Annotated in this window: 1 rRNA gene; it reads left to right on the forward strand. The window is 57.5% G+C overall.

What is annotated here, in order from left to right:
- Positions 1 to 1,076: ribosomal RNA gene (locus tag ACZ7MF_RS39405) — 23S ribosomal RNA — on the forward strand; the annotation flags it as partial.

A 1,076-nucleotide genomic window follows, 5' to 3' on the forward strand; every position in this document is an offset into this window, starting at 1 on the left:
TCGTGACTGCGTGCCTTTTGAAGAATGAGCCTGCGAGTTTGCGGTGTGTTGCGAGGTTAACCCGGGTGGGGAAGCCGTAGCGAAAGCGAGTCCGAACAGGGCGATTCAGTAGCACGCTCAAGACCCGAAGCGGAGTGATCTAGCCATGGGCAGGTTGAAGCGGCTGTAAGAGGTCGTGGAGGACCGAACCCACCAGGGTTGAAAACCTGGGGGATGACCTGTGGTTAGGGGTGAAAGGCCAATCAAACTCCGTGATAGCTGGTTCTCCCCGAAATGCATTTAGGTGCAGCGTCGTGTGTTTCTTGCCGGAGGTAGAGCACTGGATAGGCGATGGGCCCTACCGGGTTACTGACCTTAGCCAAACTCCGAATGCCGGTAAGTGAGAGCGCGGCAGTGAGACTGTGGGGGATAAGCTCCATGGTCGAGAGGGAAACAGCCCAGAGCATCGACTAAGGCCCCTAAGCGTACGCTAAGTGGGAAAGGATGTGGAGTCGCACAGACAACCAGGAGGTTGGCTTAGAAGCAGCCACCCTTGAAAGAGTGCGTAATAGCTCACTGGTCTAGTGATTCCGCGCCGACAATGTAGCGGGGCTCAAGCGTACCGCCGAAGTCGTGTCATTGCAGCAATACGGCCAACGCCGGCTGTGATGGGTAGGGGAGCGTCGTGTGCCGGGTGAAGCAGCCGCGGAAGCGAGTTGTGGACGGTTCACGAGTGAGAATGCAGGCATGAGTAGCGATACAAACGTGAGAAACGTTTGCGCCGATTGACTAAGGGTTCCTGGGTCAAGCTGATCTGCCCAGGGTAAGTCGGGACCTAAGGCGAGGCCGACAGGCGTAGTCGATGGATAACCGGTTGATATTCCGGTACCCGCTGTGAAGCGTCAAACATCGAACCAGGCGATGCTAAGTCCGTGAAGCCGCCCTGATCTCTTCGGAGTTGAGGGGAGTGGTGGAGCCGACGAACCAGACTTGCAGTAGGTGAGTGATGGGGTGACGCAGGAAGGTAGTCCATCCCGGGCGGTGGTTGTCCCGGGGTAAGGGTGTAGGCCGTGCGGTAGGTAAATCCGTCGCACATG

It is taken from the genome of Streptomyces sp. NPDC111628, assembly GCF_055635195.1.